The sequence below is a fragment of the Streptomyces sp. PsTaAH-137 genome (assembly GCF_003259365.1).
In the GTDB taxonomy this organism is placed as follows: domain Bacteria; phylum Actinomycetota; class Actinomycetes; order Streptomycetales; family Streptomycetaceae; genus Streptomyces.
Window position 1 is genome coordinate 139,877 of the sequence record NZ_QLLY01000001.1, and the last position, 24,790, is coordinate 164,666.

At 70.3% G+C, this 24,790-nt stretch carries 17 protein-coding genes and 1 tRNA gene; 13 read left to right on the plus strand and 5 right to left on the minus strand.

Features of this window, described 5'->3' with window-relative positions; translation table 11 throughout:
* Positions 1 to 204: 204 nt before the first annotated feature.
* From K377_RS00580 to K377_RS00620, 9 genes are all read left to right on the plus strand, one after another.
* Complete coding sequence (locus tag K377_RS00580) at positions 205 to 3,939, plus strand: ThuA domain-containing protein (protein ID WP_375605887.1); 3,735 nt, start codon at positions 205 to 207, stop codon at positions 3,937 to 3,939.
* A gap of 139 nt (positions 3,940 to 4,078) precedes the next feature.
* Entirely contained in the window at positions 4,079 to 5,218 is a 1,140-nt protein-coding gene (locus tag K377_RS00585) for an inositol-3-phosphate synthase (protein ID WP_111661057.1), read from the plus strand.
* Positions 5,215 to 6,099 (plus strand): SCO3242 family prenyltransferase, encoded by an 885-nt coding sequence (locus tag K377_RS00590; RefSeq protein ID WP_111661058.1) that lies wholly within the window; start codon positions 5,215 to 5,217, stop codon positions 6,097 to 6,099. Before K377_RS00585 ends, K377_RS00590 begins: the two co-directional genes overlap by 4 nt.
* Positions 6,096 to 6,971, plus strand: coding sequence for a sugar phosphate isomerase/epimerase (locus K377_RS00595; protein WP_111661059.1), 876 nt, complete (start codon positions 6,096 to 6,098; stop codon positions 6,969 to 6,971). The genes K377_RS00590 and K377_RS00595 overlap by 4 nt, the downstream gene beginning before the upstream one ends.
* Positions 6,968 to 7,606: an EboA domain-containing protein gene (locus K377_RS00600; protein WP_111661060.1), complete on the plus strand. Its 639-nt coding sequence runs from the start codon at positions 6,968 to 6,970 to the stop codon at positions 7,604 to 7,606. Before K377_RS00595 ends, K377_RS00600 begins: the two co-directional genes overlap by 4 nt.
* Entirely contained in the window at positions 7,606 to 8,457 is an 852-nt protein-coding gene (locus K377_RS00605) for a TatD family hydrolase (RefSeq protein ID WP_111661061.1), read from the plus strand. Before K377_RS00600 ends, K377_RS00605 begins: the two co-directional genes overlap by 1 nt.
* 3 nt (positions 8,458 to 8,460) lie before the next feature.
* Positions 8,461 to 9,633: a metabolite traffic protein EboE gene (gene eboE, locus K377_RS00610; protein ID WP_111661062.1), complete on the plus strand. Its 1,173-nt coding sequence runs from the start codon at positions 8,461 to 8,463 to the stop codon at positions 9,631 to 9,633.
* Positions 9,630 to 11,027: a nucleotide pyrophosphatase/phosphodiesterase family protein gene (locus tag K377_RS00615; protein WP_111661063.1), complete on the plus strand. Its 1,398-nt coding sequence runs from the start codon at positions 9,630 to 9,632 to the stop codon at positions 11,025 to 11,027. Before eboE ends, K377_RS00615 begins: the two co-directional genes overlap by 4 nt.
* A gap of 151 nt (positions 11,028 to 11,178) precedes the next feature.
* The gene (locus tag K377_RS00620) at positions 11,179 to 12,345 is read left to right on the plus strand and encodes a sugar phosphate isomerase/epimerase (RefSeq protein WP_111661064.1); all 1,167 of its coding nucleotides are present in this window, start codon (positions 11,179 to 11,181) and stop codon (positions 12,343 to 12,345) included.
* Positions 12,346 to 12,420: 75 nt separating this feature from the next.
* On the opposite strand, the gene K377_RS00625 is transcribed toward K377_RS00620, so the two are convergent.
* From K377_RS00625 to K377_RS00645, 5 genes are all read right to left on the minus strand, one after another.
* Complete coding sequence (locus tag K377_RS00625) at positions 12,421 to 13,806, minus strand: OFA family MFS transporter (protein ID WP_181512451.1); 1,386 nt, start codon at positions 13,804 to 13,806, stop codon at positions 12,421 to 12,423.
* Between the two features lies 1 nt (position 13,807).
* Positions 13,808 to 15,205 carry an OFA family MFS transporter gene (locus K377_RS00630; protein WP_111661065.1) on the minus strand — a complete coding sequence of 466 codons (1,398 nt, stop codon included), beginning with the start codon at positions 15,203 to 15,205 and terminating at the stop codon, positions 13,808 to 13,810.
* A 120-nt stretch (positions 15,206 to 15,325) separates the two neighbouring features.
* Complete coding sequence (locus K377_RS00635; protein WP_111661066.1) at positions 15,326 to 17,479, minus strand: acetate--CoA ligase family protein; 2,154 nt, start codon at positions 17,477 to 17,479, stop codon at positions 15,326 to 15,328.
* Positions 17,480 to 17,482: 3 nt separating this feature from the next.
* Positions 17,483 to 18,712, minus strand: a complete 1,230-nt coding sequence (gene frc / locus K377_RS00640) for a formyl-CoA transferase (RefSeq protein ID WP_111661067.1) — start codon at positions 18,710 to 18,712, stop codon at positions 17,483 to 17,485.
* Between the two features lie 12 nt (positions 18,713 to 18,724).
* Positions 18,725 to 20,422 carry a thiamine pyrophosphate-binding protein gene (locus K377_RS00645; protein ID WP_111661068.1) on the minus strand — a complete coding sequence of 566 codons (1,698 nt, stop codon included), beginning with the start codon at positions 20,420 to 20,422 and terminating at the stop codon, positions 18,725 to 18,727.
* A 188-nt stretch (positions 20,423 to 20,610) separates the two neighbouring features.
* Here K377_RS00645 and sucC point away from each other — a divergent pair, with 188 nt between their 5' ends.
* The 4 genes from sucC to K377_RS00665 all read left to right on the plus strand — a co-directional run bounded on the left by sucC (position 20,611) and on the right by K377_RS00665 (position 24,626).
* Complete coding sequence (gene sucC, locus K377_RS00650; protein WP_111661069.1) at positions 20,611 to 21,744, plus strand: ADP-forming succinate--CoA ligase subunit beta; 1,134 nt, start codon at positions 20,611 to 20,613, stop codon at positions 21,742 to 21,744.
* An 11-nt stretch (positions 21,745 to 21,755) separates the two neighbouring features.
* Positions 21,756 to 22,640: a succinate--CoA ligase subunit alpha gene (gene sucD / locus K377_RS00655; RefSeq protein WP_111661070.1), complete on the plus strand. Its 885-nt coding sequence runs from the start codon at positions 21,756 to 21,758 to the stop codon at positions 22,638 to 22,640.
* 141 nt (positions 22,641 to 22,781) lie between these two features.
* On the plus strand, positions 22,782 to 24,317 hold the full coding sequence (locus tag K377_RS00660; protein WP_111661071.1) for an aldehyde dehydrogenase family protein: 1,536 nt from the start codon (positions 22,782 to 22,784) through the stop codon (positions 24,315 to 24,317).
* A gap of 224 nt (positions 24,318 to 24,541) precedes the next feature.
* A tRNA-Leu gene (locus K377_RS00665) sits at positions 24,542 to 24,626 on the plus strand.
* Positions 24,627 to 24,790: the final 164 nt, after the last annotated feature.

The window sequence follows — 24,790 nt, forward strand, 5'->3', positions numbered from 1 at the left end:
TGCCCGAAACCCCCTTTGTCCACGGGCAGGAGAAAGAGAAACGAACCCGTGCACAAGGTCTATCGGCGCAAGACAAACGCGGCTAACTTCCTGCCGTGTACATGGCCTAGATGAACCTTCCGGGGTGACGGCGCACCCCGGCGCCCGCACCGCACGTCTACGCACCCATCCCATACGGCCCACCCCGTTCCCGGAGGGACTTTCGTGCACAGCAGCAAGAACAGAACCCGCAAGCGCACCAGAATCGGGCCCGCCCGGCACTCCAGATTCCGCACCGGCCTCGCCCTGCTCACCGGTTCGGTACTGATCGGCTCGTCCCTGGCGCTCTCCGTGCCCGGCACGGCCAGCGCCCACCCGGACCACCCCGACGAGCCCGCCGCCGCATCGGACTTCCAGCAGGTCACCCTCGCCAAGGGCGCCGACGAGACCGGCGAGCCCATGTCGCTCGCCGTGCTCCCGGACCGCAGCGTCCTGCACACCTCCCGCGACGGCACCCTGCGCCTGACCGACGAGGGCGGCAGCACCTCCGTCGCCGGCAAGCTCGACGTGTACAGCCACGACGAGGAGGGCCTCCAGGGCGTCGGCGTCGACCCGGGCTTCAAGGACAACCGGTTCATCTACCTCTACTACGCGCCGCCGCTCGACACCCCGAGCGGGGACGCCCCGGAGACCGGCACCGCCGCCGACTTCGCCGCGTTCGACGGCGTGAACCGGCTGGCCCGCTTCGTCCTCAAGGAGGACGGCACCCTCGACAAGGCCAGCGAGAAGAACATCATCGAGGTCAAGACCTCGCGCGGCACCTGCTGCCACGTCGGCGGCGACATCGACTTCGACGCCGACGGCAACCTGTACCTGTCGACCGGCGACGACACCAACCCCTTCGCCTCCGACGGCTACACCCCGATCGACGAGCGGGCCGACCGCAACCCCGCCTTCGACGCGCAGCGCAGCTCCGGCAACACCAACGACCTGCGCGGCAAGGTCCTCCGCATCAAGGTGAAGGCCGACGGGACGTACGACATCCCCGAGGGCAACCTCTTCGCGCCGGGCACCGACAAGACCCGCCCCGAGATCTACGCGATGGGCTTCCGCAACCCGTTCCGCATCAGCGTCGACAAGCCCACCGGCACCGTCTACGTCGGCGACTACGGCCCCGACGCCGGCGCGGCCGACCCCAAGCGCGGTCCCGCGGGCCAGGTCGAGTTCGCCAAGATCACCAAGGCGGGCAACTTCGGCTGGCCGTACTGCACCGGCGACAACGACGCCTACGTCGACTACGACTTCGCCACCAAGGCCTCCGGCGACACCTTCGACTGCGCCGCGCCGAAGAACACCTCGCCGAACAACACCGGCATCACCGACCTGCCGCCGGCCCAGGCCGCCTGGATCCCGTACGACGGCGGCAGCGTCCCCGAGTTCGGCTCCGGCTCCGAGTCGCCGATGGCCGGTCCCGTCTACCGCTACGACGCGGACCTGGACTCCCCGGTGAAGTTCCCCGAGGAGTACGACGGCGACTTCTTCGCCGGCGAGTTCGGCCGCCAGTGGATCAAGCGGATCGAGCAGGACGGCGACGGCAACGTCTCGAAGATCAACGACTTCCCGTGGACCGGCACCCAGGTCATGGACAGCGCCTTCGGCCCCGACGGCGCCCTGTACGTCCTCGACTACGGCCTCTCCTGGTTCGGCGGCGACGAGAACTCGGCGCTGTACCGCATCGAGAACGCCACCGGCGGTCACTCGCCGATCGTCGAGGCCAAGGCCAGCAAGACGTCCGGACAGTCGCCGCTGCGCACCACGTTCACGGCGACCGGCACCGACGCCGACGACGACCCCATCACCTACAGCTGGGACTTCGGCGACGGCTCCAAGGGGACCGGTGCGAACCCGAGCCACACGTACCGCAAGGACGGCACGTACACGGTGACGGTCACGGGAGACGACGGCACCGGCCGTACCGGCTCCGCCAACGTCCGCGTGGTCGTCGGCAACACGGCGCCCAGCGTGAAGTTCCAGTCCCCGGCGAACGGCTCGCTGTTCAAGTTCGGCGACACCATCCCGTACAAGGTCGCCGTCAGCGACCCCGAGGACGGCACGATCGACTGCTCGAAGGTCACCGTGCGCTACCTCCTGGGCCATGACAACCACGCCCACGAGCTGACCTCGGTCAAGGGCTGCGAAGGCACCATCACCGTGCCCGCGGACTCCGAGCACGACCCGAACGCCAACATCTACGGCGTGCTCGACGCCGAGTACACCGACGGCGGCGGAGGCGGCCAGGCCGCGCTGACCACGCACGACCAGGTCCAGCTCCAGCCGCGCCACCGCCAGGCCGAGCACTACAGCAAGCAGCAGGGCACCACACAGCAGAGCAAGACCTCGGCCAACGGCGGCAAGACCGTCGGCGACATCAACGACGGGGACTGGATCTCCTTCACCCCGTACAACCTGACCGGCGCCAAGAAGCTCACCGCCCGGGTCTCGTCCGCCGGCGCGGGCGGCTTCCTGGAGGTGCGCACCGGCTCGCCGACCGGCACCCTGCTGGGCTCCACGACCGTCCCGGTCACCGGCAGCTGGGACACCTTCCAGAACGTCGACGTCGCGCTGAAGAACGTCCCGAAGAAGACCACCGACCTGTACCTCGTCTTCAAGGGCGGTGACGGCGCGCTCTACGACGTCGACGACTTCGAGATCTCCAGTGACGCCCCCGTGAAGGGCGCCAAGCGGGTCCTCGTCTTCTCCAGAACGGCCGGCTTCCGCCACGACGCGATCCCCGAGGGCATCGCCGCCCTGAAGGAACTCGGCACGTCCAGTGACATCACCGTCGACGCCACCGAGTCCGCCGACCAGTTCACCACCAACAACCTCGCCCGCTACGACGCGGTGGTCTTCATGTCCACCACGGGTGACGTCCTGAACGACGCCCAGCAGAAGGCGTTCGAGGAGTACATCGCCAAGGGCGGCGGCTACATGGGCATCCACGCCGCCGCCGACACCGAGTACGACTGGTCCTACTACGGCGGCCTCGTCGGCGCCTACTTCGACTCGCACCCGGCCATCCAGAAGGCCACCGTGCGCGTCGAGGACAAGACCAACCCGGCGACGGCCCACCTCGACGACGCCTGGGAGCGCACCGACGAGCTGTACAACTACCGCACCAACCCGCGCGACAAGGTCCACGTCCTGGCCACCCTCGACGAGACCACGTACTCGGGCGGCACCATGAAGGGCGACCACCCGATCGCCTGGTGCCAGAGCTACGGCGGCGGCCGCTCCTTCTACACCGGCCTCGGCCACACCAAGGAGTCCTACGCCGACGACGCCTTCCGCACCCACCTGCTCGGCGGCCTGAAGTACGCCACCGGCCAGGCCACGGCGGACTGCAAGCCGAACAAGGACTACCGGCCGATCTTCAACGGGCAGTCCCTGGACGGCTGGAAGCAGGCGGGCCCCGGAAAGTTCAACGTCAAGGACGGCACGCTGGAGTCCGAGGGCGGCATGGGCCTGCTCTGGTACCAGGCCAAGGAGCTGAAGTCGTACTCCCTCAAGCTGGACTGGAAGATGCGGGGCGACGACAACTCCGGAGTCTTCGTGGGCTTCCCCGCCTCCGACGACCCCTGGTCCGCGGTGAACAAGGGCTACGAGATCCAGATCGACGCCACCGACGCCGCCGACCGCACCACCGGGTCGATCTACACCTTCAAGGCGGCGAACATCAAGGCCCGTGACGCGGTCCTGCGCCCGCCCGGCCAGTGGAACTCCTACGAGATCAAGGTCCAGGGCGAACGCCTCCAGGTGTTCCTCAACGGAGTCAAGATCAACGACTTCACCAACAAGGACCCCGAGCGGAGCCTGACCGACGGCTACATCGGCATCCAGAACCACGGCGCCGACGACCAGGTCTCCTACCGGAACATCCAGCTCAAGGAACTGCCCCAGTAGGGCACCCCGAACGGCGGCGGGCGGAGGACGCCGGACCTCCGCCCGCCGTCCCGCCCGGCACTCTGCCGGGCGCAGCACCCCGCACATTCCGGCCTGCTCTCGCGCCACCCCCGGTTCGCGTACGACAAGGAGGCTGCCCATGTCCGCCGAACCGTCCCTCCCCACCCCCACCCCCCGCTTCGGTGTCTGGCTGATCGGAGCACGCGGCTCCGTCGCCACGACCGCGATCGCCGGCTGTGCCGCCGTCGCCGCCGGACTCCACCCGCCCACCGGCATGGTCACCGAGACCACCCCCTTCCTCTCCTGCGGCCTGCCGCCGCTGTCCTCCCTCGTCTTCGGCGGTCACGACACCGTCGACTGCCCGCTGCCCAAACGCGCCGAACACCTCGCCGCCGGCGGCGTCCTGCCGCACGGCCTGCCCGCCGCCGTCCACGCCGAACTCACCACCGCAGAACGGGAGATCAGGCCCGGTGGCCCGCTGACCGGCCACGACGACCCCCGCTCGCAGGACGAGCTCATCGACGCGTTCGCCACCGACATCGTTGCCTTCGTCCGGGACCAGCACCTCGCCGGCGCCGTCGTCGTGAACGTCGCCTCCACCGAACCCGTCCCCACCGGCGACACCCTGCCGCCCAGCTCCCTCTACGCGGCCGCCGCCCTCCGCGCCGGCTGCCCCTACGTCAACTTCACCCCCTCGTCGGGCCTGCACCACCCCGCCCTCGCCGTCGACGCCGAGGCCGCCTCCGTCCCGTACGCGGGCCGCGACGGCAAGACGGGACAGACCCTCCTGCGCTCCGTGCTCGGCCCGATGTTCCTGCACCGCGCCCTCGCCGTCCGCGCCTGGTCCGGCACCAACCTCCTCGGCGGTGGCGACGGCGCCGCCCTCGCCGACCCGGCCGCGGCCGCCGCCAAGAACGCGGGCAAGGAACGCGTCCTCGCCGACACCCTCGGCGCCGCCCCGCAGGGCGAGGTCCACATCGACGACGTCCCCGCCCTCGGCGACTGGAAGACCGCCTGGGACCACATCGCCTTCGACGGCTTCCTCGGTGCCCGCATGGTCCTGCAGACCACCTGGCAGGGCTGCGACTCCGCGCTCGCCGCGCCCCTCGTCCTCGACCTGGCCCGGCTCCTGCTGCGCGCGCACGCTGCCGGACTCACCGGCCCGCGCCCGGAACTCGGCTTCTACTTCAAGGACCCCGACCCCGGCGCGGGCGCCGCACTCGGCGAGCAGTACGCCGCCCTGGTGGACTTCGCGGACCGGCTGCGAGACGCCCGATGAGCCGCACGGCCCTGCGCGCCTGGGCCGAACTCCTGCGGCTCCCGGCCCTCTTCACCGTCCCCGGCGACGCCCTCGTGGGAGCGGCCTCCGTCGGTGCACGCCCCGGCCGCGGCACCTTCCTGGCCATCGGCTCCTCCCTGTGCCTGTACGAGGCGGGCATGGCCCTCAACGACTGGGCGGACCGCGCCGAGGACGCCGTCGACCGCCCCCACCGGCCCATCCCCTCCGGCCGCATCCGCCCCGGCGCCGCCCTCGCGGCGGCAGGGGCGCTCACCGCGGCCGGAGTGGGGCTCGCCTCCCGGGCAGGGCGGCTGCCCGCGGCGCTCGCGACCGCGCTGGCCGCCACCGTCTGGGCGTACGACCTCGGCCTGAAACACACCCCCGCCGGACCGGCCGCCATGGGCGCAGCCCGCGGCCTCGACGTCCTCCTGGGGGCGGGCGCCTCCCAGGACGCCGGTGCGAAGTCCTGGAGCTCGGCCACCGGCGCCGCTCTCACCATGACCGTCCACACCACGGCCGTCACCGCGGTGTCCCGCCACGAGACGACGGGCGGCAACGCCCTCGCACCGGCAGCGGCCCTGGCCACCACCGCCACCCTGGCCGGCGCCCTCCTCAGAACCCCGGTAGGCCGAGGCGCCGCAGCCCCCCTCGGCCTACCGGGCCCCACCGCGTACGCCCTGACCGCCGCCCGCCCCCTGCTCCACGCCGCGCTCAACCCCTCCCCACCCCTGACCCAGCGCGCCGTGGGCGCCGGCATCCGCGCGATGATCCCGCTCCAGGCAGCCCTGACGGCCCGCGCGGGAGCCCCGGCGGCGGCCCTCCTCACCGCCGCCCTCGCCCCGCTCGCCCGGCGCTTCGCGAAGAAGGTGAGCGTCACATGACCCACCCCGCGCAGCCCGCCACCCCACGCTGGGGCTACGGCACCAACGGCCTCACCGACCTCCGCCTCGACGACGCCCTCGCCCTCCTGGCCGACCTCGGCTACGACGGCGTCGGCCTCACTCTCGACCACATGCATCTCGACCCCCTGGCCCCCGACCTCGCGACCCGCACCCGCCAGGTCGCCCGCACCCTGCACCGCCACCACCTCGACGTCACCGTCGAGACCGGCGCCCGCTACGTCCTCGATCCGCGCCGCAAACACGGCCCCTCCCTCCTCGACCCCGACCCGGACGCCCGCGCGGCCCGCGTCCGCCTGCTCCTGCGCGCGGTCCAGGTCGCCGCCGACCTCGGCGCGCACGCCGTGCACTGCTTCAGCGGCATCACGCCGGACGACACCGACCGGGACACGGCGTGGAAGCGCCTCGCCGACGCCCTCGAACCCGTCCTGCACGCGGCCGACGGCGCCGGCGTCCCGCTCGCGATCGAGCCCGAGCCCGGCCACCTCCTCGCCACGCTCGACGATTTCCACCACCTGCGCCGCGCGCTCGGCAGCCCCGACGCGCTCGGCCTCACCCTCGACCTCGGCCACTGCCAGTGCCTGGAGCCCGAACCACCCGCCGACTGCGTACGCGCGGCGGCACCCTGGCTGCGCCACGTCCAGATCGAGGACATGCGCCGCGGCGTCCACGAACACCTGCCCTTCGGCGAGGGGGAGATCGACTTCCCGCCCCTCCTCGACGCGCTCGCGGCCACCGGCTACCAGGGCCTGACCGTCGTCGAACTGCCCCGCCACTCCCACGCGGGCCCGCGCCTCGCCGCCGAGTCCCTCGCGTTCCTCCGCACCGCGGCACAAGGAGGCGGCAGCGCATGAGCGGACCAACCACCATCGCCACCCTCCGGGGCCACCTCGACACCGCGCTGCCCGGCGCCGCCCGCGCCTGGCTCGACCAGGCCCTCGACGAAGCGGCGGCCACCGGCTCCGCCCGTGACCACACCCAGCCCACGCTCTGGGAGTCACGGTTCGCCGAAGCCGGCCGACGCACGGGCCAGGACCACGCCGACACCGCCCGCGTCCTGCTGCTGCACGCCGCCCGCGCCGACACCGCCACCCTCACCCGGCTGTACGCGCAGGGCACCGCCGCCGAACGCCGCGCCGTCCTGCACGCGCTGCCCCACCTCGTTCCCGGACCCGAGGGCCTGCCCCTCGTCGAGGACGCCCTGCGCACCAACGACACCCGCCTGGTCGCCGCCGCGGTCGGTTCGTACGCCGCCGAGCACCTGCCCGCGCACTCGTGGCGGCACGCCGTCCTCAAGTGCCTGTTCACCGGAGTGCCCACCGACACCGTGGCCGCACTGGGCGAACGCGCCCACGGTGACGCCGAACTCGCCCGCATGCTCGGGGACTTCGCGCAGGAACGCACGGCCGCGGGCCGGCCCGTCCCCCCGGACCTGCCCCGGGTCCTCGCCCTGACCTCCCCGGCAGCCCCCACGGCGAAGGAGTCCTGATGCGCATCTTCGACCCCCACATCCACATGACATCGCGCACCACCGACGACTACGAGGCCATGTACGAGGCGGGTGTGCGCGCCCTCGTCGAACCCGCCTTCTGGCTCGGCCAGCCCCGCACCTCGCCCGCGTCCTTCTTCGACTACTTCGACGCGCTCCTCGGCTGGGAGCCCTTCCGGGCCGCCCAGTACGGCATCGCCCACCACTGCACGATCGCCCTCAACCCCAAAGAGGCAAACGACCCCCGCTGCACCCCGGTCCTCGACGACCTGCCGCGCTACCTCGCCAAGGACGGCGTCGTCGCCGTCGGCGAGATCGGCTACGACTCGATGACCCCCGCCGAGGACACCGCCCTCGCCACCCAGCTCCAACTCGCCGCCGACCACGAGCTGCCCGCCCTGGTGCACACTCCCCACCGCGACAAGCTCACCGGCCTGCACCGCACCCTCGACGTCGTCCGGGAATCCGCGCTGCCCGTCGACCGGGTCCTGATCGACCACCTCAACGAGACCACGGTCAAGGACGCCAAGGACGCCGGGAGCTGGCTCGGCTTCTCCGTCTATCCCGACACCAAGATGGACGAGGACCGCATGGTCGAGATCCTGCGCACCTACGGCACCGAGAAGGTCCTCGTCAACTCCGCGGCCGACTGGGGCAAGAGCGACCCGCTCAAGACCCGGCGGGTCGGCGAGGCGATGCTGAAGGCCGGCTTCGGCGACGACGACGTCGACCTGGTCCTGTGGCGCAACCCGGTCGCCTTCTACGCGCTCAGCGGCCGGCTCCAACTCGACCCCACCGAACCACCGTCGCCCACGCACGAGGGCAACTCCATCCTCCGCGGCGGAGCGTGACCGATGCGCTTCCGCCATCCCGACGGCTCCACCGTCCACCTCGCCTACTGCACGAACGTGCACCCCGCCGAGACCCTCGACGGCGTCCTCGCCCAACTCCGCGACCACTGCGAACCCGTCCGCCGCCGCCTCGGCCGCGACCGCCTCGGCATCGGCCTGTGGCTCGCCAAGGACGCCGCCCGCTCCCTGACCACCGACCCGGCGGCACTGCGCGGACTGCGCACCGAACTCGAACGGCGCGGCCTCGAAGTCGTCACCCTCAACGGCTTCCCCTACGAGGGCTTCGGCGCCGAAGAGGTCAAGTACCGCGTCTACCAGCCCGACTGGGCCGACCCGGAACGCCTCGCCCACACCAGCGACCTGGCGCGCCTGCTCGCCCAACTGCTGCCCGCCGACGTCACCGAGGGCACCATCTCCACCCTCCCGCTGGCCTGGCGCACCGCCTACGACCCCCCGCGCGCCGAGGCCGCCCACACCGCGCTCGTCACCCTCGCCGAACGTCTCGACGCCCTCGAAGAACTCACCGGACAATCCATCCGGATCGGCCTCGAACCCGAACCGGGCTGCGTCGTCGAGACCACCGCCGACGCCATCGCCCCGCTCACCGCCGTCGACCGGCCCGACCGCATCGGCCTGTGCCTCGACACCTGTCACCTCGCCACCTCCTTCGAAGACCCGAAGACCGCACTGGACGGCCTCGCCGCCGCACACGTCCCCGTCGTCAAATCCCAGCTCTCCGCAGCCCTGCACGCCGAACACCCCCGGACTCCCGCGGTGCGCGAAGCCCTCGCCGCCTTCGACGAGCCCCGCTTCCTGCACCAGACCCGCACCCTCACCGACCAGGGACTGCGGGGCACCGACGACCTCGGCCCCGCCCTGAACGGTGCCGAGCTGCCAGACGCCGCCGCCTGGCGCGCCCACTTCCACGTCCCCCTGCACGCGGCTCCCGCCGCCCCGCTCACCTCCACACTCGACGTCCTCAAGGACACGCTGACCCGCCTCGTCGGCGGCCCGCACCCGCTCACCCGGCACCTGGAGGTCGAGACCTACACCTGGCAGGCGCTCCCGCCGGAACTGCGCCCACGGGCCCGCCCCCAGCTCGCCGACGGCATCGCCGCCGAACTCACTCTCGCCCGCGACCTGTTGACGGACCTCGGCCTGAAGGAACTGCCATGACGGACACGCCCTCCCGGCCGACCCCCCTCCTCGTCCTGGACGTCGTCGGCCTCACCCCGCGGCTGCTCGACCACATGCCGCACCTCAAGTCCCTCGGCCAGTCCGGCACCCGCGCATCCCTGGGCACCGTGCTGCCCGCGGTGACCTGCGCCGCCCAGTCCACGTTCCTCACCGGTACCATGCCGAGCGAACACGGCATCGTCGGCAACGGCTGGTACTTCCGCGAACTCGGCGACGTACTGCTCTGGCGCCAGCACAACGGCCTCGTCGCCGGCGACAAACTCTGGGACGCCGCCCGCCGCGCCCACCCCGGCTACACCGTCGCCAACATCTGCTGGTGGTACGCCATGGGCGCCGACACCGACATCACCATCACCCCCCGTCCCGTCTACTACGCCGACGGCCGCAAGGAGCCCGACTGCTACACCCGGCCCCCGGCCCTGCACGACGAACTCACCGAGAAATTCGGCACGTTCCCCCTCTTCCACTTCTGGGGCCCGGGCGCCGACCTCGTCTCCAGCCAGTGGATCATCGACGCCACCCGACACGTCATGGCCACCCGCCACCCGGACCTGACCCTGTGCTACCTCCCCCATCTCGACTACGACCTCCAGCGCTTCGGCCCCGACGACCCCCGCTCCCACCGGGCCGCCGCCGAACTCGACAGCGCCCTGGCCCCACTGCTCGACGACGCCAGAGCCGAGGGCCGCACGGTCGTCGCCCTGTCCGAGTACGGCATCACCCGCGTCGAGCGAGCCATCGACATCAACCGGGTGCTGCGCCGGGCCGGCCTGCTGGAGGTGCACACGCAGGACGGCATGGAGTACCTCGACCCGATGGCCTCACGCGCCTTCGCCGTCGCCGACCACCAGATCGCCCACATCTACGTGCGCCGTCCCGAAGACCTCGACGCCACCCGCGCGGCCCTCGACGGCCTGCCCGGCATCGACCAACTCCTCGACGACGAGGGCAAGAAGGCCCACCACCTCGACCACCCGCGCTCCGGCGAACTCGTCGCCGTCGCGGAACCCGACGCCTGGTTCACGTACTACTACTGGCTCGACGACGCCCGCGCGCCCGACTTCGCGCAGCTCGTCGAGATCCACCGCAAACCCGGCTACGACCCGGTCGAACTGTTCATGGACCCCCACGACCCCTACGTCAAGGTGAAGGCCGCGAGCGCGCTCGCACGCAAGAAACTCGGCCTGCGCTACCGGATGGCGGTCGTCCCGCTCGACCCGTCACCTATTCGCGGCAGCCACGGCCGCCTCCCCGCAGACACCGACAGTGACGACGGCCCTGTCCTCATCAGCTCCACCCCCCATGCGTTCCCCGGTCGCGTCCCCGCGACCGCCGTGAAGTCCCTGCTCCTGGAACTTGCAGGCCTGGGCTGAGGCATACGCCGCCCCAGGCCCGCTCACCGAGGAGCAGTTACAGAGAGTGAAGCACACGCCACCGACGACACGCCAGTGGCGTCCGACCCGCACAGCGAAAAGCGCCGACGCATCCGCACCCATCCCGCACGAGAACCGGAAAGAGGCACCCGTGACCGACTTCCACGAGGCTCCCGCCACCACCTCGGCCGACGACGCCCTCAGACGACGCCTCGGCATCGACCGCCGCCGTTTCCTCAGCACCTGTACCGCCGTCGGCGCGGGCGCGATCGCCGCCCCCGTCTTCGGCGCCGCACCCTCCTTCGCCCAGCCCCGGCACGAAGGCCACAGCCACGGACGCGGCCAGGAGCTGGTGCCGGCCGACAAGCGCGGCATCATCCTCTACACCGTGCGCGACGCCACCGGCCGCGACCCGCTCGCCTCCGACCTGCCCTCCGGATTCCGTGAGGTGTTCAAGGAACTGGCCCGCTACGGCTACCGCCAGGTCGAGTTCGCGGGCTACGGCCAGCACGCGAACGCTCCGGGCGGCGCCAACCTCGAATCGGTCGAGGGCGCCAGACTGCTCCGCTCCTGGCTCGACGAGTACGGGCTGCGCGCCCAGGGCAACCACGGCTTCATCCCGTCGTCCTGGCCGTTCACCCAGCCCGACCTCGACACGTTCAAGAAGCACCTGGAGATCGCCAACATCCTCGGCATGGACCACATGGGCACCGGCGGCGACCCCACCGGCAGCTCCTACAAGGCGGACTGGGACGTCGCCGCCGACAAGTGGAACGCCCTGGGCGAGATCGCCCGCCGCGCCGGGATCAAGCTCTACACCCACAACCACGACGCGGCCTACGGATTCCTCCTGGACGGCGGACCGCTGGACGCCCAGGGCCGCCCGACGCGCAGCTCCGGCATCCGCAAGCTCGAATACTTCTTGAAGGTCAGCGACCCGAAGACCGTGTGGCTGGAGATGGACATCTACTGGGCCCACGTCGCCCAGTACAAGTTCCACACCTACACGGCGCACGACGGCTCCCAGCGCAAGGACGTCTTCGACCCGGCGGCCCTGGTCCGCTGCCACACCAAGCGCTACCCGCTCTTCCACGCCAAGGACGGCACGCGCAACGACACCAGCGGCGAGGGCTACGACATGGTGCCCTTCGGTACGGGAGTCATCGACTACAAGACCTTCTTCAGCCGGGTCGGCGCGAAGAACTACCACAACCCCATGGTCGAGCAGGACAACGCGCCGTCCGCCACGGACCCCGCCCAGTCCCTGAAGCACGCGAAGATCGGCTACGGCAACCTGGCGGCCCTGCGCAAGAAGTGATCGCCGCACCACGCGCGTGAGAGGCACGCAGAGGGCCCGGCCGACCGGCCGGGCCCTCTGCGTGCGGTGCGTGACTCAGCCGTGGGTCACGGCCGGCTCCACCTCCTTGCGCCCCGGCTGGCGCAGCAGCAGCGCGAAGGCGGCCGCCACCATGGATATCCCGCCGGCCAGCGCGTACGCCCCGTTGTAGCCCCACGCGGCGACCACCATCGAGCCGAGCCCGCCGCCGAACAAGCCGCTGATCAGCTTGCCGCTGTAGACGAGCCCGTAGTTGGTGGCGTTGTAGTTCTCACCGAAGTAGTCCGGGGTCAGGGCCGCGAACATCGGGTAGAACGCGCCGCCGCCGAAGCCGGACAGGAACGCGAAGAAGAGGAACAGCCACTCGCTCTTGATGTCCCCGGCCCAGATGATGCCGAACTGGGCGAGACCCAGCACGACGATCACGAAGACCAGGCTCCTCTTGCGGCCCCAGATGTCCGACAGCCAGCCGACGACGGCCCGGCCGACGCCGTTGATGACGGCCATGACGCCCATCGAGGAGGCCGCGACCAGCGGTCCGAAACCGACCTCTTTGGCGAAGTCCACCTGGAACGAGATGCCGAAGATGGACACCCCCGCGGTGAGCACCAGGCTCAGCCACATGACCGGCAGCATTCCGGTCCTGATGGCTTCCATAGGCGTGAACTGGCGTACCGCGGGCGGATTCATGGCCAGCGACCTGGCCCGCTTGCTCGTCCCGGACTTGTCGAGCGGATCGACGTCCTGGGGCCACCAGTTCTTCGGCGGATCGCGGAAGAAGAACGCGCAGACCAGAACGACCACCAGGACATACGCGCCGATCATGTCCAGCACACGGTGGTAGTTGGAGGTGTCGAAGGCGTAGTTGAAGATGAAGATGAAGGGCAGCGAACCGTAGGCGAATCCGCCGTTGACGAAACCGGTCTTGCCGCCCTTTCGCTCCGGGAACCATTTGCCGACCATGTTGATGCAGGTCGAATAGACGAGGCCGGAGCCCAGCCCGCCGATGACTCCGAATCCGAGGATCGCGAGCCACACATTGTGCAGGTGCGACAGCGCGATGAAGCCGATCATGCACATGAACGCGCCGAGCATCACGGCCCGTTTGGCGGGCAGGATATTCTTCTCCCGCAGCCACCCGGCCGGAAAGGCGATTCCCGCCTGGAAGAACACCCAGACGCTCAGGATCCAGAAGGTGTTCGACTGGGTCCAGCCGTGGGCGGCGGACAGGGTGTCCTCCGCCGAGCCGTACGCGTACTCGGAAACGCTGATGGCCATCATCGCGACCCATGGCAGGTACACCATGAACTTCCGTGAATGGCCGAGGATGTCGCGGTCCGTCTCCCCGATGCGGTAGACGCGGCCGTTCTCATCCGTGATCTCTTGATACCTGGCGCCGGTCGACGATCTCGAATTTCCTGCGGCGATGGGCTCCGCCGTCATATCAGGCCATCTCCTCACCGAGCGGTTGCGGGTTGGGTACGATCCGGCGCTGCCTCTGGGGTCTGGGCTTGCCGGGAGCCTTGAGGAAGAGTGCGAGCACGGCCGAGCCGAGTCCGATGGAACCGGCGAACGCGAAGGCGCCTCCGTATCCCCAAGCGTCGACGAGGAAGGCCCCGCCGCCGGCGCCCACCAGGCCGGAGATCAGCTTCGAGCTGTAGACCATGCCGTAATTGGAGGCATTGTTGTTCTCGCCGAAGAAGTCGGCGGTCATGGCCGCGAACAACGGGAAGATCGCTCCGCCGCCGAATCCCGAGACCATCGAGCAGAACAGGAAGAACGGCATCGAGCCCATGTTTCCGGAGAAGAACACACCGAACTGCGCCGTTCCCAGGACGAGACAGACGATGATCAGTGTGTTGCGACGCCCGGCGCGGTCCGAGATCCAGCCGATCACTCCGCGGCCGGTCCCGTTCACGATGGCCTTCAGCGACATGGCGGTGGCCACGATGCCGCCGGCGAATCCCATCTCCTTGCCGAACGGAACCTGCATGGCGATGCCGTAGATGTTGATTCCGGCGGTGCACAGCAGGCAGAACCACATCATCCACAGCACGGGCTGACGGGCCGCCTCACGCGGGGTGTACTGGTGCACGGCGGGCGGGTTCTTCTTCAGGGCACGCCGCACGCGCGGGTCGTCCGTCACCTTCAACGGGTCCACGTGCGCGGGCCACCAGTACTTGGGCGGGTCCTTCAGGAACCAGCCGGCGAAGGCCACCACGGCGCAGCAGATCACGCCGACCATGACCAGGACGCCCTGGTAGTTGGACAGGTCCATGAAGGACGTGAAGACGAACACGAAGGGCACGGAACCGTAGGCGAAACCGCCGTTGACCAGCCCCGTCTTGCCGCCCTTGCGCTCCGGGTACCACTTGCCGACCATGTTGACGCTGGTCGCGTAGACCAGGCCGGCCCCGATACCGCTGAACACACCGAAGCCGAGATAGGCGACGGTCACATGTGGTGCGTAGGCCAGGGACAGATAGCCGCACAGTGTGCCGCCGGCGCCCAGCATCATCGCGTACCGGGCCGGCAGCCTGCCGCTCTCCCGCAACTGCCCGGCGGGAAAGGCCACGGCCGCCTGGAAGAAGATCCAGACACCCATCAGCCAGAAGATGTGCCCGCTGTCCCACAGGTGGGCCTCGTGCAGGGTGTCCTCGGCCGAGGTGAACGCGTACTCCGAGGAACTGATGCCCAGCATGCCCATCCAGGGAAAGAGCACCATGGTCCATCGTGGTCGCCCCAGGATGTCCCGATCGGTCTGTCCGATCCGGTACAGGCGGCCGTTCTCGTCCCTCACCTCCCTGACGGGGCCGGACGAGGATAGGTCGGTGGTCGTCATGACGGTCGCACCCCTTGCGTCGAAAGATCTGGCCAGCGCCCCCTGTCCAAATTGCTTTCGTGCGCGCACGGGTCCTGGGTCCGGCCGACGCGCACCGCCGACCGGACCCGCCGGGTCACCTCATCGACCGCCCCCCATCAGCCCCGCCGCGCGAGCCCACCGGTACTTGGCCCCGAGCACCGCGACCGGCTTCTCGGTCGTGTACGGATAGGCGACCACGCCCCGCTCGAACAGGTACTGGCACGCCTCCTCGACCTCGACGTCCCCGGCCAGCGAGGCGACCACGGGCTTCTCGATGCCGCGCTCCCGGAACTCCGCGACCACGCGGGCCGTTACCTCCGCAAAGACCATGGGAGGGGTGACGATGGTGTGCCAGTAGCCGAGCACGAGCGCGTGGATGCGCGGATCCTCCAGGCCGAGCCGGATCGTCGCCTCGTACGTCGACGGGGGCTCGCCGCCCGTGATGTCGACGGGATTGCCGGCGGCGCCGAAGGGCGGGATGAACGCCCGGAAGGCCGCGTCCAGATCGTCCGGGATCTCCATGAGTTGGAGCCCGTTGTCGGTCACCGCGTCCGAGAGCAGGACGCCGGAGCCGCCCGCACCGGTGATGATCACGACGTTGTCGCCCTGCGGGGTGGGCAGCACGGGCAGGGCCCGCGCGTACTCCAGCATGTCGTTGAGGCCAGGGGCCCGGATGACGCCTGCCTGCCGGAGGATGTCGTCGTACACCGCGTCGTCGCCCGCGAGCGCGCCCGTGTGCGACCCGGCGGCCTTCGCGCCGGCCGCCGTACGGGCCGCCTTCAGGACGACGACGGGCTTCTTGGGCACCGTCGCCCGAGCGGCCTCCACGAAGGCACGCCCGTCCTTCAGGTCCTCCAGATGCATGGCGATGCACTGCGTGTGCGGATCCTCGCCGAACCAGGTGAGGAGGTCGTCCTCGTCCAGGTCCGACTTGTTGCCGAGGCCCACGATCGCCGACACCCCGGTCCCGGTGGTGCGCGCGAAGCCCAGGATCGCCATCCCGATGCCCCCGGACTGCGAGGTCAGAGCGACCCCGCCCTTCACGTCGTACGGGGTGCAGAACGTGGCACACAGGTCCTGCCACGTCGAGTAGTAGCCGTAGATGTTCGGTCCGAGGAGCCGTACTCCGTGCCGCTCCGCGATCGCCACGATCTCGTCCTGGAGCGCCTGTTCACCGGTCTCCGCGAAGCCGGAGGGGATCAGCACTGCGTTCGGCACACCCTTGCGCCCCACCTCCTCCAAGGCCGCTGCCACGAACTTGGCGGGGATCGCGAAGACCGCCACATCCACCTCACCGGGGACGTCCGTGACACTCTTGTACGCCTTGCGGCCCAGGATGTCATCGGCCTTGGGGTTCACCGGATGGATCTCCCCGGAGAAGCCGCCGTCGACGAGGTTGCGCATCACCGAATTGCCGATCTTGCCCTGCTCGTTGGAAGCGCCGATCACCGCCACCGACCGCGGCTGCATGAGCCGACGCATGCTGGTCAGGATCTGCTCGCGCGTGTAGGTGCGCCGCGGTGCGGCCGTGCCCTCGGCGAGGATCACCCGGATGTCCGCCGCGACCGCGCCCTCGGGCGTCGCGATCACCGGATTGAGATCGACCTCCGCGATCTCCGGGAAGTCGTCGACCAGCCGGGAGACACGGCGGATCTGCTCGGCGAGCGCCCACCGGTCGACGCCCCGGGCGCCGCGCACCCCGCGCAGCACCTCGGCCGCCCTGATGGAGTCGAGCATCCCGACGGCCTCGTCGGCGTCGACGGGCGCGAGCCGGAACGTGACGTCCTTCAGGACCTCGACCAGCACACCGCCCAGCCCGAAGGCGACGACCTTGCCGAACGTCGGATCGGTGACCGCCCCGACGATGACCTCCTGCGAGTCGCCGCCGGTCGGCAGCATCTCCTGCACCTGGATGCCCTCGATCCGGGCGTCCGGCGCGTACGCGCGCGCGTTGTCGATGATCCGGTGGAACGCGGCCCGGATGTCGGCCGCACCTTCCACGCCGACCACGACACCGCCCGCGTCGGTCTTGTGCAGGATGTCGGGGGAGACGATCTTCAGTACCACCGGCTTGCCGAAGCGGGCGGCGGCGGCCACCGCCTCGTCGACATCGGTCGCCAGCTCCTCGCCGGGGACGGCGATCCCGTACGCGTCGGCGATCACCTTGCCCTCGGGCGCGGTGAGCGCCGTGCGTCCCTCGGCCCGCACGGTGTCGAGCAGTGCCCGCACCGTCAGCGTCCGGTCCTCGGCCATCAATCAGATCACTCCGTTCGACTTGAGCAGACGCAGCTCCTCGTCACCGAGACCGAGTTCGCCGATGAAGACCTCTTCGTTGTGCTCGCCGAGCAGGGGCGAACTGCTGACGTCCACGGGGGAGTCGGAGAGCTTGAGCGGGGAGCCGACGGTGGTGAAGGTCCCGCGCCGCGGGTGCGGAACCTCGACGACCATCTCGTTGGCCACCAGCGAGGCGTCCTCGATGATCTCCTTGGTGGACAGGATCGGCCCGCACGGGATGTTGTGGGCGTTGAGCTGCTCCAGGACGTCCCACTTGGGCAGCGTCGAGGACCACTCCTCGATCAGCTGGAACATCTTGGTGAGCTGCGGCAGCCGCGCCTCCGGAGTCGCCCACTCGGGGTCCTCGGCGAGCTCGGGCCGCCCGATGAGCCGGGTGAGCGGCTCCCAGCCGACCGGCTGCACGATGACGTACACATAGTCGTTGGGCCCGCCCGGCGCGCACTTCACGGCCCAGCCGGGCTGCCCGCCGCCCGACGCGTTGCCGGAGCGGGGCACCTCGTCGCCGAAGTCCTCGTTCGGGTACTCGGCGAGCGGCCCGTGCGTGAGCCGCTGCTGGTCGCGCAGCTTGACCCGGCACAGGTTGAGGACCGCGTGCTGCATGGCGACGTTCACCCGCTGCCCGCGCCCGGTGTTCTCCCGCTGGAAGAGCGCGGCCAGGATGCCGGCCACCGCGTGGACGCCGGTGCCCGAGTCGCCGATCTGGGCGCCGGTGGCGAGCGGCGGTCCGTCCTCGAAGCCGGTGGTGGACATCGACCCGCCCATCGCCTGGGCCACGACCTCGTACGCCTTGAAGTTGGTGTACGGGCCTTCGCCGAAGCCCTTGATGGAGGCGTAGACGATCCGCGGGTTGATCTCCTGGATGCGGTCCCAGGTGAAGCCCATGCGGTCCACGGCGCCCGGCCCGAAGTTCTCGACCATGACGTCCGAGCGCCGGATCAGCTCGGTCAGGAGTTCCTTGCCGCGCTCGGACTTGGTGTTGAGGGTGATGCTCCGCTTGTTGCAGTTGAGCATGGTGAAGTACAGGGAGTCGACGTCCGGGATGTCGCGCAACTGCTTGCGCGTGATGTCTCCGGTCGGCGCCTCCAGCTTGATCACGTCGGCGCCGAGCCACGCGAGGAGCTGGGTGGCGGAGGGGCCCGACTGGACGTGGGTCATGTCGAGGACGCGGATGCCTTCGAGGGCCTTGGTCACGAGGGACTCACCTCACTTGTACATCGTCTGGTTCATGGTTCCGGGGGCGTACGCGTCCGGATCGACCCAGACGTTGATCAGGGACGGCTTGCCCGACTTGCGCGCGCGGCGCAGCGCGGGAGCGATGTCGGCCGGATCGCTGACCTCTTCGCCGTAACCGCCGAGCATCTGGGCGAACTTGTCGTAGTGGACGTCGCCGAGGGTGTTTCCGACGCGCTCGCGCGCGTCGCCGTACTTGGCCTTCTGGCCGTACCGGATCTGGTTCATCGAGGAGTTGTTGCCGACGATCCCGACGAAGGGCAGGTCGTAGCGCACGAGCGTCTCGAAGTCCCAGCCCGTGAGGGAGAACGCGCCGTCGCCGAAGAGCGCCACGACCTCCTTGTCGGGCCGCGCCTGCTTGGCGGCGAGGACGAACGGGATGCCGACGCCGAGGGTGCCGAGCGGCCCCGGGTCCATCCAGTGCCCCGGCGACTTGGGCTGGACGACCTGACCGGAGAAGGTGACGATGTCGCCGCCGTCACCGATATAGATCGAGTCCTCGGTGAGGAAGTCGTTGATCTCGCTGACCAGGCGGTACGGATGGATGGGGGAGGCGTCGGAGCGCAGGTTCGGCAGCCGCTTCTCGATGGCCGTCTGTTCGGCGGCGCGCAGTTCGTCGAGCCATTCCTTGCGCCTTGCGGCGCCCCCGTTGATCCGTCCCGAGGCGGCCTCGGTGACGGACTTCAGGACGAGGCCGGCGTCGCCGACGATCCCGAGGTCGATGTCGCGGTTCTTGCCGACGGTGCGGTAGTCGAGGTCGATCTGGACGACGGTCGCGTCCGGCGACAGCCGCTTGCCGTAGCCCATCCGGAAGTCGAAGGGCGTGCCGACGATGACGATGAGGTCGGCGTTGGAGAACGCGTAACGGCGCGACAGCTGAAAGTGGTGCGGGTCGCCGGGCGGCAGGGTGCCGCGGCCCGCACCGTTCATGTAGGCGGGCACGTTCAGGGTGCGCACCATGTCGATGGCGGCCTCCGTGCCGCGCGTCGTCCACACCTGGCTGCCCAGCAGGATCGCCGGCTTCTCGGCGTGCACCAGCAGGTCGGCGAGCTTCTCGATCGCCTCCGGGTCGCCCGCCGACTTGGTGGAGGCCCGGTACCGGCCCGCCTTCGGGACACGCGCCTTGTCCACCGGCACCTTGGCGTCGAGCACGTCCCGGGGTATCTCGAGGAAGGAGGGCCCGGGCGCTCCGTGGTAGCACTCGCGGAACGCCATGGACACCATGTCGGCGGCGCGCGCGGTGTCCGGCACCGTCGCCGCGAACTTGGTGATGGGCGTCATCATGTCGACGTGCGGAAGGTCCTGCAGAGACCCCATCTTGTGCTGCGTGTGGGCGCCTTGGCCGCCGATGAGCAGCATCGGTGACTCCGCGCGGAAGGCGTTCGCGACACCGGTGACCGCGTCCGTGGTGCCGGGGCCCGCCGTGACCACCGCGCAGCCCGGCTTGCCGGTGATGCGGGCGTATCCGTCCGCCGCGTGCGCGGCGACCTGTTCATGGCGCACGTCGACGACCTCGATGCCCTCGTCGACGCAACCGTCGTAGATGTCGATGATGTGGCCGCCGCACAGGGTGTAGATGACCTCCACCCCCTCGGCCTTCAGTGCCTTGGCGACCAGATGGCCTCCGGAGATCTGCTCCTGGCCGTTGTCCGCGGTGGACGACTGGGGCATGGCGAAGTCCCGTCCCTTCGTAGGGGATTGGCGAGCCGCTTCGGCCGAGGTTCAGCACGGCTGGAGCACGGCTCTCGTGCGTCGCTCGTACATTGCATACAGTCGACGAATACTGTATGAACCTTGTTATCCCGCATCCGATGGGTGGTGTCCAGGGGGCGTGCGGCACTTTCAAGTCAGGAGCCGAAATGGACCTGTACGAACACCAGGCAAGGGAACTCTTCGCGGAACACGGCATCTTGGTGCCGCGCGCGGAGATCACCGACTCCTCGAAGGAAGCGCGCGAGATCGCCCGCAGGCTCGGCGGGCGTGTCGTCGTCAAGGCCCAGGTCAGGACCGGTGGGCGGGGCAAGGCCGGCGGCGTGAAGGTGGCCGCCGACCCGGCCGCCGCCGAGCTCACGGCACGTCAGATCCTCGGCATGGACATCAAGGGCCACACCGTCGGCACGGTGATGCTGGCCCAACCGGTCGACATCGAGGACGAGTTCTACGTCTCCTACGTGCTCGACCGCACCGCCGGAACCTTCCTCGCCATTGCGTCCGCCGAGGGCGGCATGGAGATCGAGGAGGTCGCCGCCGCACGGCCCGAAGCCGTAGCCCGGATCCCCGTCGACCCGGCGGAGGGCGTCACCACGGCTACAGCCGCACGGATCGCCGAGGCCGCCGGACTGCCACCGCAGACCGTCGACGTCCTCGTACGCCTCTGGAACGTCCTCACCCGCGAGGACGCCGTCCTGGTGGAGGTGAACCCCCTGGTGCGCACCGCGCAGGGACAGATCCTCGCCCTCGACGGCAAGGTCACCCTCGACGACAACGCCCGCTTCCGGCGCGAGCGCTGGGGCGCCCAGGAGACCGCGCACGACGACCCGCTGGAGGCGGAAGCGGCCGCCAAGGGCCTCAACTACGTCAAGCTCGACGGCGAGGTCGGCATCATCGGCAACGGCGCGGGACTGGTCATGTCCACCCTCGACGTCGTCGCCGGCTGCGGCGCCCGCCCCGCCAACTTCCTCGACATCGGCGGCGGCGCCTCCGCCCGGACGATGGCCGACGGACTGAACGTCATCCTCTCCGACCCGTCCGTGAAGTCCGTCCTCGTGAACGTCTTCGGCGGCATCACCGCCTGCGACGCGGTCGCCGACGGCATCGTCAGCGCCCTCGACAGCGTCCGGCTGACCAAGCCGCTCGTCGTCCGGCTCGACGGCAACAACGCCGCCCGGGGCCGCGCCGTCCTCGACTCCCGCGCCCACCCGCTGATCCAGCAGGTGCCCACCATGGACGGCGCCGCGCGCCGCGCCGCCGAACTCGCGACCGACGTCGACTGAGGAGACCGGACATGGCCATCTATCTCACCCAGGAGAGCAAGGTTCTCGTCCAGGGCATGACGGGCGCCGAAGGCATGAAGCACACCAGCCGGATGCTCGCCGCGGGCACGAACGTGGTCGGCGGCGTCAACCCCCGCAAGGCCGGCCGCACCGTCGACTTCGACGACCGGGCCGTCCCCGTCTTCGGCGGCGTCGCGGACGGTATGGCCCGCACCGGCGCCGACGTCACCGTCCTCTTCGTCCCGCCCGCCTACGCCAAGGCCGCCGTCGTCGAGGCGGCCGACGCCGGCATCCCCCTCGCCGTCGTCATCACCGAGGGCATCCCGGTCCACGACTCCGTCGCCTTCCACGCGTACGCCCGGAGCAAGGGCACCCGCGTCATCGGCCCCAACTGCCCCGGCCTGATCACACCGGGCGAGTCCAACGCGGGCATCATCCCCGCCGACATCACCAAACCCGGCCGCATCGGACTCGTCTCCAAGTCCGGCACCCTCACCTACCAACTCATGTACGAGCTCCGGGACATCGGCTTCTCGACATGTGTCGGCATCGGCGGCGACCCCGTCGTCGGCACCAGCCACATCGACTGCCTCGCCGCGTTCCAGGACGACCCGGAGACCGAACTGGTCGTCCTCATCGGGGAGATCGGCGGCGACGCGGAGGAGCGGGCGGCGGCGTACATCCGCGACCACGTCACCAAGCCCGTCGTCGCCTACATCGCCGGGTTCACCGCCCCCGAAGGCAGGACCATGGGGCACGCCGGAGCCATCGTCTCCGGCTCCTCGGGTACCGCGCGGGCCAAGAAGGAGGCGCTGGAAGCGGTCGGTGTGCGGGTCGGCTCGACACCGACCGAGACGGCACGGCTCGTGACGGAGTGCCTCGCCGACGGCGAGTGACGCGATTCATACGTGCCGACCGCCGTTCCCCGTACGGTCCTTGGCATACGGGAGGTGTCCAGCGGGCACCTCCCGTCCACAGCACCAACAGCCAGCAAGACGCCCGCCCCGACTGTGCACCGTGAGCGGAGACCGAACGCAATGGCAACCACCCTCAAAGCAGGAACGTCCTGGAACGACGCCTGGCAGCGCTGCCTCGGCGCGGCCCCCGAGGCCTTCCGTGACGACCGCGTCCTCAACCTCTGGAACGGCGACTGGCAGGCCGACGGCCGTACGCTGCCCGCCACCACCCCCGTCGACGGCAGCCCCATCGCAGGCCCGCCGCGCCTCGACGCCGACACCGCCCACCAGGCCGTACGCGCCTCCCTCGACCAGCACCGCGCCTGGCGGCACGTACCCCTGAACGAACGCCGCGCCCGCGTCGCCGCCACCCTCGACGCCCTCACCCAGCACCGCGAACTGCTCGCCCTGCTCCTCGTCTGGGAGATCGGCAAGCCGTGGCGGCTCGCCCAGGCCGACGTCGACCGGGCCATCGACGGAGTGCGCTGGTACGTCGACGGCATCGACGAACTCCTGGGCGACCGCACGCCGTTGGCCGGGCCGGTGTCCAACATCGCCAGCTGGAACTATCCGATGAGCGTGCTCGTTCACGCCATGCTGGTGCAGGCACTGGCAGGAAACGCGGTCATCGCCAAGACCCCGACCGACGGCGGTGTCTCCTGTCTGACCCTGGCCTGCGCCCTCGCCGCCCGCGAGGGGATCCCCGTCACCCTCGTCAGCGGCAGCGGCGGGCAGCTCTCCCAGGCGCTGGTGCGGGCGCCCGAGATCGGCTGCGTCTCCTTCGTCGGCGGCCGTGACACCGGCGCGGCCGTGGCCACCGCCGTCGCCGACCTCGGCAAGCGGCACATCCTCGAACAGGAAGGACTCAACACCTGGGGCATCTGGAACCACACGGACTGGGACGCGCTGACAGCCGCGATCCCCAAGCTCTTCGACTACGGCAAGCAGCGCTGCACCGCCTACCCGCGGTTCGTCGTGCAGCGCGACGCCTTCGACGCGTTCCTCGCCGCGTACCTGCCCGCGGTGCGCACCCTGCGCGTCGGACACCCGCTCGCCGTCGAGGACGCCGAGGACCCGTACCCGCAGCTCGACTTCGGCCCGCTCATCAACGCGGCCAAGGCCAAGGAACTCACCGACCAGGTCGGCGAGGCGATCGACCGCGGCGCCGTGCCGCTGCACCGCGCCGTCCCCGACCCGGACCGCTTCCTGCCGGGCCAGGACACCAGCGCCTACGTCCATCCGGTGACGCTCCTCGGCCCGCCCCCGTCCTCGCCGCTGCACCACGCGGAACCCTTCGGCCCGGTCGACACCATCGTCCTGGTCGACACGGAGGCGGAGCTGCTCGCGGCCATGAACGCGTCGAACGGCGCCCTGGTCGCGACCCTCTCCACCGACGGCGAGGAAACCTACGAGCGGCTCGCCCCGCAGATCCGCGCCTTCAAGGTCGGCCACGGCAAGCCCCGCTCGCGCGGCGACCGCGACGAACTGTTCGGCGGCTTCGGGGCGTCCTGGCGCGGCGCGTTCGTCGGCGGCGAGCTGCTGGTGCGCGCCGTCACGCAGGGACCGGCGGGGGAGCGGCTGCCCGGGAACTTCCCCGACTACCACCTGATGCCGTGATCACGCGGACCTCCGCCCGGCGGGCCTAGCGGCCGATCCGCCCACCGACGGCGAAACCCGAGGTCGAAGCCCCTTTCCGTGCACTGACGCGATCATGCGGTCACGCACGGTGAAGGGGTGCCGGCCGGTCTCCGGCGGGCGGATACGCGGGTGAAGGGCACCCGCAAGTCTTGGTATTGTTGTCCATGTCGCCGCGGGCATCGCCTCGCGAGCGCCAACACCTTGTCCGGGTGGCGGAATGGCAGACGCGCTAGCTTGAGGTGCTAGTGCCCTTTATCGGGCGTGGGGGTTCAAGTCCCCCCTCGGACACACAGGGCCACACAGGTGGCCGGAGTGCCGATCGGAAGAGATTCCGGTCGGCACTTCTGCGTTGTGCGGACGCTCCGCAAGAGGGGCGTTTATGCAGGTGAGAGGTGCCGCGAAGTCTTGGTATGGTTCTCCGTGTCGCCGCGGGCATCGCCCCGTGAGCGCCG